The organism is Pedobacter sp. BG31 (assembly GCF_042464845.1).
Taxonomy (GTDB): Bacteria; Bacteroidota; Bacteroidia; order Sphingobacteriales; family Sphingobacteriaceae; genus Pedobacter; species Pedobacter suwonensis.
The window spans coordinates 1-9817 of sequence record NZ_JBHNZK010000041.1 but is presented as its reverse complement, the minus strand read 5'-3'; the positions used below and the strand labels follow the sequence as shown (position 1 = coordinate 9817).

General features: G+C 40.2%; 9 protein-coding genes. 8 read left to right on the top strand and 1 reads right to left on the bottom strand.

Going from position 1 to position 9817, the window contains the following annotated elements; translation table 11 throughout:
* The 4 genes from ACFE6N_RS23405 to ACFE6N_RS23390 form a co-directional block, all read left to right on the top strand.
* The coding region (locus tag ACFE6N_RS23405; protein WP_378940338.1) for a hypothetical protein at window positions 1-224 on the top strand (224 nt) is incomplete at its 5' end.
* Between the two features lie 75 nt (window positions 225-299).
* Window positions 300-611 carry a hypothetical protein gene (locus tag ACFE6N_RS23400; RefSeq protein ID WP_378940336.1) on the top strand — a complete coding sequence of 104 codons (312 nt, stop codon included), beginning with the start codon at window positions 300-302 and terminating at the stop codon, window positions 609-611.
* 78 nt (window positions 612-689) lie between these two features.
* Window positions 690-1001: a hypothetical protein gene (locus tag ACFE6N_RS23395; protein WP_378940335.1), complete on the top strand. Its 312-nt coding sequence runs from the start codon at window positions 690-692 to the stop codon at window positions 999-1001.
* 69 nt (window positions 1002-1070) lie between these two features.
* Window positions 1071-2402, top strand: a complete 1332-nt coding sequence (locus ACFE6N_RS23390; protein ID WP_378940333.1) for a sigma-54-dependent transcriptional regulator — start codon at window positions 1071-1073, stop codon at window positions 2400-2402.
* On the opposite strand, the gene ACFE6N_RS23385 is transcribed toward ACFE6N_RS23390, so the two are convergent.
* On the bottom strand, window positions 2403-4880 hold the full coding sequence (locus tag ACFE6N_RS23385; protein ID WP_378940331.1) for an ATP-binding protein: 2478 nt from the start codon (window positions 4878-4880) through the stop codon (window positions 2403-2405). It abuts the gene before it with no gap.
* 499 nt (window positions 4881-5379) lie between these two features.
* Between ACFE6N_RS23385 and ACFE6N_RS23380 the strand changes: the two genes are divergently transcribed.
* The 4 genes from ACFE6N_RS23380 (at window position 5380) to rlmN (ending at window position 8666) form a co-directional block, all read left to right on the top strand.
* Window positions 5380-5877 carry a DinB family protein gene (locus tag ACFE6N_RS23380; protein ID WP_378940329.1) on the top strand — a complete coding sequence of 166 codons (498 nt, stop codon included), beginning with the start codon at window positions 5380-5382 and terminating at the stop codon, window positions 5875-5877.
* Window positions 5878-5997: 120 nt separating this feature from the next.
* Complete coding sequence (locus ACFE6N_RS23375) at window positions 5998-6519, top strand: NADPH-dependent FMN reductase (RefSeq protein WP_378940327.1); 522 nt, start codon at window positions 5998-6000, stop codon at window positions 6517-6519.
* 27 nt (window positions 6520-6546) lie between these two features.
* A complete protein-coding gene (gene rluF, locus ACFE6N_RS23370) occupies window positions 6547-7521 on the top strand; it encodes a 23S rRNA pseudouridine(2604) synthase RluF (RefSeq protein ID WP_378940325.1) in 975 nt (324 codons plus the stop codon).
* An 89-nt stretch (window positions 7522-7610) separates the two neighbouring features.
* A complete protein-coding gene (gene rlmN, locus ACFE6N_RS23365; protein ID WP_145858863.1) occupies window positions 7611-8666 on the top strand; it encodes a 23S rRNA (adenine(2503)-C(2))-methyltransferase RlmN in 1056 nt (351 codons plus the stop codon).
* Window positions 8667-9817: the final 1151 nt, after the last annotated feature.

Here is a 9817-nt window from a genome sequence, read left to right as displayed (position 1 = left end):
CAATTGTTGCGGTTCAAGATAGCGCAGTAAAAACTCCGGTTAAATTGGAAGAACTTCCTGAGCCCGTAACTACAGCATTAAAATCTGATGCTTACAAAGGATGGACCGCTACTGAAGCCTGGTCGGTGAAAGAAGGTACCAAAGAGTATTATTTAATCAATGTGAAAAAAGAAGCAGAAACTGGATCTGTTAAAATCGATAAAGACGGTAAACCAGTTCAATAAATAAATGCAGTTAGCGCTCTATAATTAACAAGTATTAAAAGTAACATAGTTACAAAACATATAAAACATTATATCATGAAAAAGATCATTTTAGCCGCTACTTTAGCATTCGCAGGATTCACAGCAGTTCAGGCAAGTGAAGTAAATACAATGAAAAACGCTGCAATTGTTGCAGTTCAAGACAGTGCAGTAAAAACCCCGGTTAAATTGGAAGAACTTCCTGAGCCCGTAACTACAGCATTAAAATCTGATGCTTACAAAGGATGGACCGCTACTGAAGCCTGGTCGGTAAAAGAAGGTACAAAAGAGTATTATTTAATTAATGTTAAAAAAGACGCAGAAACCGGATCTGTTAAAATTGACAAAGACGGTAAACCCGTTCAATAAATAATATAAGTTAGCGCTCAAGAATTAACAAGTATTTAACGTAACGATAGTTACAAACCATATTTAAAACATCATATTATGAAAAAGATCATTTTAGCCGCCACTTTAGCATTTGCAGGATTCACAGCAGTACAGGCAAGTGAAGTAAATACAATGAAAAACGCTGCAATTGTTGCAGTTCAAGACAGTGCAGTAAAAACGCCGGTAAAACTGGAAGAACTTCCTGAGCCGGTAACCACCGCCTTAAAATCTGATGCTTACAAAGGATGGACCGCTACTGAAGCCTGGTCGGTAAAAGAAGGTACTAAAGAGTACTATTTAATTAACGTAAAAAAAGAAGCAGAAACCGGATCTGTTAAGATCGATAAAGACGGTAAGCCTGTACAATAAAACCCAAATAATTACATCTACCTATGATAAGAAAGCCAGATTATGTCTGGCTTTTCTTATTTTTGTTACATGGCGAGAATCCTGATTTTAGAAGACGATAACACATTTGCTCAAATACTCGATGGTTTTTTAACAAAAAATGGTCATGAGGTTACCCTCGTAACACAAGTAAAACAATCATTTAAGCAAGTTGAAACCAATACATTCGATTTACTTTTAATCGATTACCGCCTGCCGGATGGAACCGGATTTGAAGTGCTTACCCACCTTCGCGATTTAGGGCTTTCTATTCCGGTCATCATCATGACCAGTTTTAACGATGTCCGTACAGCAGTCAAATCAATTCAATTGGGTGCATTTGATTACATCACCAAGCCGGTTAATCCAGATGAGCTTTTAATGGTGATCAAAAGTTCTTTAACCAAAAAGGACTTAAAGAGTGTTGAACCAAAAGAAGTAAACAGCGATTTTATTAAGGGTAAAAGTACCGTTGCCGATAAACTCTATGAGCATATTAATTTGGTCGCGCCTACAGACATGTCGGTAATCATACAGGGCGAAAGCGGTACAGGGAAAGAATTTGCAGCCAGAACCCTGCATCAGCAGAGCAAACGTGCCAACCAACCATTTGTTGCTATCGATTGTGGTGCATTATCCAAAGATTTGGCCGCCAGTGAATTATTCGGACATGTTAAAGGGGCGTTTACAGGGGCGCTAAATGATAAAAAAGGCCAGTTTGAGGCTGCCGATGGAGGAACTTTATTTTTAGATGAAGTGGGCAACCTAAGCTATGAGGTGCAGATTAAGTTGCTCAGGGCTTTACAGGAAAGGGTGATACAACCTTTGGGCAGTACCAAACAGATTCCCGTTAATGTACGTATCATCACGGCTACCAATGATGACCTGGCCAATAGCATGCAACAGGGAGAATTCAGAGAAGATCTGTACCATCGTTTAAATGAATTTAAAATCCAGCTTCCGCCTTTACGCGAAAGGGGCGGGGATTTAGAATTATTTATCAACCACTTTATCACTTTATCCAACCGCGATTTAGGTCGTAATGTGAAAAGTATCTCTGCTGAAGCGAAAGCATTATTGTTGAGTTATGACTGGCCGGGAAATCTCCGCGAGCTTAGTAATGTGATCAAACGAATGGTTTTATTGAGCCAGGGCGATGTTGCCCAGATCAATGCATTACCCGATGAAATGATGGTTTCTGTCCATCAGCAATCAGCTCCGGGCAATTCATCCGATCTGAAAGCTGTTAACGAACAAAATGAAAAAGCATTGATCACCGAAACACTGATCAAAGTAAGATATAACAAATCAAAAGCTGCAAAAATCTTAAATATCGACCGCAAAACGTTGTATGCTAAAATGGAACGCTACGGGATAGAATAACTATTCTACAGTAACATTGTCGATTTTTTCTATAAAGGCAATCAAACTATCCAATGCGCTGAGCTGTAGTAACAGCTCAGATTTAATATTTTCGGTTAATCCATTTTCCACTATTTCCATTTCCAGGGTTCTAAAAGCATTGGCTAAGGTTTTCGAGCCCATCTGGGCCACGCGTCCAGCAAGCCGGTGAACCAATAATCTGCTCCTATCATGATCGTTTTCATCCAGGTATTTTTTTAGTTCGGCTGCATCATCAATCGAATCTTGCCTGAAGCGGGTAAGGATTTTTTCCAATAATTCCTGATCGCCAAAAGTCATTTTCTCGATTGAGGAAAAATCAAATTCAGGTTGATTGGCCAATATTTCTGTTTTATCAAAAATAGACAGGATATCAACCGCCCTAAACGGTTTCATAATTAATCCGTCAAAACCCTCACTCAAAACCATTTCGCGCTCTTCAGGTAGAACCTGTGCGGTAATGGCATAAAATTTAACATTTTGCGGCAGTTTCCTTTTCAATAAGTGGCAGAGTTCAAAACCCGTCATTTCAGGCATGCGCATATCTATCAAAACATACTTCAAATCAGCATCGGGCTCGGTATGAAGAATGTCTGCCACCTGTGTAAAACTCCTGTAAGGCACTTTATTTCTCTCGAAAATCATCCCACATAAATCCAGGATCAGTTTATCATCGTCGATTACCCAAACCCTTCCCGGATTTACAATGGCATAATGCGTTAAGTCTAAGGCATCGTTTACACGCTCTGTGGTATTTTCATATTTGATGTAAATATTAAATGTGGTACCCATGCCCGGTTTACTTTTCACATAAATTCTTCCTCCCTGCGCTTCAATCAAAGATTTAACAATAGGCAGGCCCAAACCGGTCCCTGCAGGATTAATCAAATATTTTTCGGGAGATTCGATCTGCTCAAATTCATTAAATATCTTCGGAATATCTTTTTCCTCAAAACCGATCCCTGTATCCTTTACTGTAAAATGGAAATGCAGATCATTTCCCTGCTTTTTGTAAGATACAGCCAGCTCAATTTCACCTTTCAAAGTAAATTTTACTGCATTACCCAATAAGTTAAATAAAATTTGCTTTAGCCTGAAAACATCTCCCTTTACAAAATCCAGACCGGCAAGATCAAATGCCGTATCTAACCGGAGCAACTTCTGTTCTGCCAATGGCCGCATTACCGAAACCACTTCGTCCAAAGCTTTTCTGATATTGAATACCTGGTTGTTGAAGCTAAACTCACCCGACGTAATCCTGTTATAATCCAAAACTTCGTTAACAATCTGAAGTAGGTGGATGGAAGATTGATAAATGGCATCAACATCTTTCTTATTAGGTACATCCTGCTGGGTAATCAGTTCGGCATAACCTAAAATAGACTGCAAAGGCGTTCTGATCTCATGGCTCATATTTGACAGGAACCGTTGCTTCGCTTTACCATGGTATTCAGCCTCGTCTTTAGCAAGTTCCAATTCTTTTCTATATCTGTTACTTTTTGTAATATCGGCCATAATTAAATACAGCAGAATAACCGTTAACAGAAAAAAGATAATGATAATGGTTGTAATCTGGGTAATCCCATCATTAACCACTTCTTTAGCCTGGATACCATTTAAATCGACCTGGGCTACAGCCTGCCCTTCAACTTCTCTTAAAATCTGTAGTATTTTAGCGGTTAAAGCATTGCTTGCACTCGACAAGTCGGCTTCCCGCTTTAAAAATTTCTGGCTTTTCTGACGTTGTTCCAGTTCGATATTTTTTAACGAACCCGTCATGCTTTTCATGATACTATCTTCAGCCTTTGCATTTAAGGTATCACGCTTAACTTTAAATTCCTCATTAATAATTTTATAAACATCAGATTTTTTCTTGCCAAAAAGTTTGCTCAGGAAACCCCTCGATTTTTGTTCTTCTTCAGGTGCAACCGTAGTGGTTGATGTGGTCGTTTCGGTGGTTAATACCGCACTGTCAGCTTGCCTGCTACGTGTAGCCACAAGCTCATTCAATTTCCTGACCTCCTCCGAAAAAGATTTGGTATTCACCAGTGTTTCCCTCACCTTAAGGTAGTTCACAAATTGTTTATCCCGCTCTGACAGTAAAATTTTAATAGATTTTATCCTTGCCAACTGCGCAGAATCACCCCGGTATAATTTACGCAGGGTATCTAAACCCGACCTTAACCTCCGCGATTCTTTAAGAAAACTATAGGTGCCCTGTTTGTTAAAAGCCTCATCGCGCTGCAACTGATCTAACCTGGCTATCCTATGCGATAGGTCGTTAACAATCCTTAAGCGGTCGTTTGGTGCAGAAATTTCTTCAACGGTATCCAGCATCCGCGTAAAGGCAAATTTACTGATACCCCATGCCAAAAGCAATGCGAAACAGGCGAACAAAAAACCGATGATCACTTTACTTTTGATTGCCCGGAAGAATCTTTTCTGAATAACAGCCGCCATTGATTTAGATTGTTTAGATTATCCATTATAATAACGGTTTAACCTAAATATTTAATATGGATTTATCTTTGCAAATAACGTACCACAAGAAAAATTGATTGAGAAACTTTAATTTTAAACACCTCCAAAAAACAAACCATGAACCGTATCGACCATCTTTCTGAATGTTAAACCCGCTTTATTCCAGAAAATACATTACGGTAGAAAAAAATTGAAGAAAGGTTCGATATGAGCGTACGTAACGGTTATCAGATCCCAGAGCATGAATACCGGGATCATCTGTCTCAGGAATTTAGGCTTCCCTTTCAAAAAACACAGCACATGTCACTAATTGACCACGCGCGCCTAATCCCGTAAATGATTAAAAACATTTTTCCAGGCTGTCATAAGGTTGTCAGTGGCGGGCTTTTTCTTTGTTTAAACAAACATCAAAATCATGAGCATCGCTGATTTACTACTTATGGAATTACACGCAGCAGAAAAAACAAAACAGAAAAACATGGAAATTATTAATTTATTATTGAAAGAATTAGAAGCCGAATTTAACATCACAAAAAAATTCCTCGCGATTGTTCCGGCAGAAAAATTTGACTGGGCTCCACACGAAAAAAGCATGAAATTGAAATCATTAGCGGTTCATATTGCTGATCTGCCGAGCTGGGTTTCTTTAGCCTTAACTACCGATGGACTGGATTTCGAAACAGCACCTTATGTAGAAAAAACTATAGAAAATGTTGGTGATCTGGTAAAAATTTTGGAAGAAAATTATAACGAAGGGAAAACAGAACTGAAAAAAGCAACAGAAGAGGATTTGGGTGGACGCTGGATATTAAGGATGGGCAAACAAGTTTTGGCCGATTATTCTAAATATGAAACCATTCGCCACTCCCTTAGCCAAACTACTCATCACAGGGCACAGCTCGGCGTTTATTTAAGATTACTGGATATTCCTATCCCAGGCAGTTACGGACCAAGTGCAGATGATCAAAACTTTTAGCTCACAATACATTCAAATGAGGCCATCGAAACCGGGTGTGTTTTGATGGTCATTCTTGGAAATGACTGCCGAATTACAAGGCCATATTGATATTCTATTTCCACTTTGTTAGATTTAGCCATGAAAAAAATATTGGCCATTTCAGGAAGCACCAAAACCTCATCCACCAATGGGCTTTATATTTCGGCTATTAGTCAGCTTCTGGGAAAAGATTTTGAGGTCTATATCTTCCCAACTATTGCAGATGTTCCACATTTCAACCCAGATCTAGATTTAGCAGATCCACCAAGGATTGTTTATGACCTTCGTAAAACCATCCAGGAAGCAGACGGCATCATCATTTCTACACCTGAATACGCCATGGGTTTACCAGGATCGCTTAAAAACCTGCTCGATTGGACGGTAAGCTCAGCATCATTTTCAGGGAAACCTGTTTTTGCACTTGTAGCTTCTACACAGGGTGAAAAAGCCTATAAATCCATAATAGATATTTTAACGGTACTTGAGGCCAATATCTCTTCAAAGCTTATTTCCTTTGCAAAAGCAAAGATTAATCCTGATGCAGAAATTATAGATCAGGAAACTTTAACCGGACTTAAAGCTAACGTTAAAGCATTTGTTGCGGCAGTTGAAAATGGATAACACGATTTATTTCCGTAAAATTGCAGTATGAACAATAATGCTGCCACCCGTTTAAATAAATTCATTAGTGAAAGTGGATTATGTTCACGTCGTGAAGCAGACCGATATATTGAAAAGGGAACGGTTTTCATCAACGGAAAAAGAGCCAGGATAGGTGATCAGGTTTTTGCAGGAGATAAAGTGATGGTTAACGGCCATCATATCGAACCCAAAGAAGAAAGTAATTTTATCCTGCTTGCTTTCAATAAACCTGTTGGCATTACCAGTACCACTGAAGGCACCGTACGTGATAATATTGTCGATTATGTTAATTACAGTGAAAGAATATTTCCCATCGGCCGGTTAGACAAAGATTCATCTGGCCTGATCTTCCTCACCAACAATGGTGATATCGTTAATAAAATCCTGCGTGCAGGGAACAAGCACGAGAAGGAATACGTAGTCACTGTTAATAAACCCATTACCGAAGATTTTATCTTTGAAATGAGTAATGGCGTTCCTATTTTGGGTGTAAATACGCGCAAGTGCAAAGTACGGCAGCTTAGCACCTTTGTTTTCAATATCATTTTAATTCAAGGTTTAAACCGGCAGATTAGAAGAATGTGCGAGCATTTTGGCTACGAAGTAACCAAACTGGAGCGCACACGCATCATGAATATCAGCCTTAAAGGTATTCCAACAGGAGAGTTTAGGGAGCTTACTGATGAAGAGATGAAGGCCATTACCAAAAGTGTAGAAAATTCGTCCTCAGAAGCCAAGGCTAAAACAAAAAGCACCGCCCGGAAAAAGGCAAACGTGCGGGAGGAAATTCCGGAACTTAAAGAAGAACCGCCCAAAAAGGTATTCAGACCGAAACCATCCAATCAAAAATCATCGGCTAAGAAAACAGCTGGTCACCCAGGTTCAAAACCTTCCGGCAAGGCCAATAGCGGAAACCGAAATTCGCGGCCTGCAAAAGGCAAACCTTCAGGCAAGTCAAACACAAGAGGAAGAGGAAGATAAAGCTAAAAATTTGTAAAATTTGGCCTGATTATCGTCCTTATACCTTCCAGCTTTTTACCTTCTGCCTTTTTTAAGTACCTTTGCAACAAATGGTAACAGCAAAAAAAACCGATATCCGTGCGTTAGATCTGCCACAATTGCAACAACATCTTACTGCAATGCAACAGCCTGCTTTTAGGGCAAAGCAAATTTACCAGTGGCTTTGGGAAAAATCGGCAACGAGTTTTGAGCAGATGAGTAATCTATCCAAAGACCTTCGTAAAGCATTGGACGAAACTTTTGCCATTAATGCCGTTCAGGTTAACAACTCTCAGTTCAGTAACGACCATACCATCAAAAATACGTTTAAGTTAGCAGATGGCAATATCGTAGAGGGTGTTTTAATTCCGCTGGAAGATCGCATGACTGCTTGTGTAAGTTCGCAGGTAGGCTGCAGCCTAACCTGTAAATTTTGTGCAACCGGTTATATGGAACGTAAGCGTAATTTAAATGCTGACGAGATTTATGACCAGGTAGTATTGATTGATAAACAAGCCAGGCAGAATTATAACAATCCCCTTACCAATATTGTGTACATGGGGATGGGAGAACCGCTGTTAAATTATGCCAATGTACTAAAGTCTATCGAACGCATTACAGCACCCGATGGACTAAACATGAGCTACAAAAGGATTACAGTTTCTACTGCCGGTATTGCCAAGATGATCAAAAAATTAGGTGATGATGGCGCAAAATTCAACCTTGCCTTGTCGCTACATGCCGCTGATGATAAAAAGCGTAATGAGATCATGCCCATTAATGAGGCCAACTCATTAAAATCACTTGCCGAGGCCTTAAAATATTATTTTGCCAAAACCAAAAATCCGGTAACCTACGAATACATCGTTTTTAATCATTTTAACGATGAAATTTCTGATGCGATGGATTTGGCTAAATTCTGTAAACATATTCCCTGTAAAGTAAACCTGATTGAATATAATCCAATATCTTTCGCTGATTTCACCAACGCTGAAGGCGATAAGATTGATGCTTTTTCTAATTATTTAAAAAGCCAGGGGATCAATACCAACATCCGCCGTAGCCGTGGTAAAGATATCGATGCTGCCTGTGGGCAATTGGCGGTTAAGGAAGAAGCGAAGGCCTAAGCGAGATCATACCATATTTTCAATAAATCTCTTTCATTTTTGGAGCGCAGTTTACTGTGCCTTTGGGTTCGGTCCCGTCCCGCTCACTTTTTGATGCGAAAGATGGAAAATGTAAAACGGATGATGGAATGCTCTCTGCGGAGATCAGCGTTTTCTGCGGGAGTACAACCTTAACTTTTCTCAACTCCTTAATAATTTAAATACCTCTTGGTCTTGGAGCGCAGTGTCCCGAGCGTTTGGGCCGGGTCCCGTCCTGCTGTGCGCTTTATCCTTTTGGAAACCTTATTTTTTAAACAATTTTTCTTAGCCAAAAGGGATGCCGCTTCCATCAGGGCTATTTAACCCGGGACATCACATGGAAGATGTAAAATGGAGATGGAACGCTTTCTGCGGAGATCAGCGTCTTCTGCGGGAGCACAACCTTAACTTTTCTCAACTCCTTAATAATTTAAATACCTCTGGGTCTTGGAGCGCAGTGTCCCGAGCATTTGGGATAGGTCCCGTCCTGCTGTGCGCTTTATCCTTTTGGAAACCTTATTTTTTAAACAATTTTTCTTAGCCAAAAGGGATGCCGCTTCCATCAGGGCTATTTAACCCGGGACATCACATGGAAGATGTAAAATGGAGATGGAACGCTTTCTGCGGAGATCAGCGTCTTCTGCGGGAGCACAACCTTAACTTTTCTCAACTCCTTAATAATTTAAATACCTCTGGGTCTTGGAGCGCAGTGTCCCGAGCATTTGGGATAGGTCCCGTCCTGCTGTGCGCTTTATCCTTTTGGAAACCTTATTTTTTAAACAATTTTTATTCGCCAAAAGGGATGCCGCTACCATCAGGGCTATTTAACCCGGGATATAAAATAAAGGAGTAAGGATGGGAGATGTAAAACGGATGATGGAATGGCTTTCTGCGGAGATCGGTGTAATCTGCGGGGAACAAAGCTTAGCGCCCTAAGCCCTTAATGCCGGGAAACCGCTGTGCGCTCTGCCCTTTGCGGATAAAACACCCTTATAATGGAAGAATCTAAAACGGATGATGGAATGGTCTCTGCGGAGATCAGTGTAATCTGCGGGGAACAAAGCTTAGCGCCCTAAGCCCTTAATGCCGGGAAACCGCTGTGCGCTCTGCCCTTTGCGGATAAAACACCCTTA

Coding starts and splice junctions, on each gene's coding strand:
- ACFE6N_RS23400 (WP_378940336.1), top strand. CDS start 300: ATGAAAAAGATCATTTTAGCCGCTACTTTAGCATTCGCAGGATTCACA.
- ACFE6N_RS23395 (WP_378940335.1), top strand. CDS start 690: ATGAAAAAGATCATTTTAGCCGCCACTTTAGCATTTGCAGGATTCACA.
- ACFE6N_RS23390 (WP_378940333.1), top strand. CDS start 1,071: ATGGCGAGAATCCTGATTTTAGAAGACGATAACACATTTGCTCAAATA.
- ACFE6N_RS23385 (WP_378940331.1), bottom strand. CDS start 4,880: ATGGCGGCTGTTATTCAGAAAAGATTCTTCCGGGCAATCAAAAGTAAA.
- ACFE6N_RS23380 (WP_378940329.1), top strand. CDS start 5,380: ATGGAAATTATTAATTTATTATTGAAAGAATTAGAAGCCGAATTTAAC.
- ACFE6N_RS23375 (WP_378940327.1), top strand. CDS start 5,998: ATGAAAAAAATATTGGCCATTTCAGGAAGCACCAAAACCTCATCCACC.
- rluF (WP_378940325.1), top strand. CDS start 6,547: ATGAACAATAATGCTGCCACCCGTTTAAATAAATTCATTAGTGAAAGT.
- rlmN (WP_145858863.1), top strand. CDS start 7,611: ATGGTAACAGCAAAAAAAACCGATATCCGTGCGTTAGATCTGCCACAA.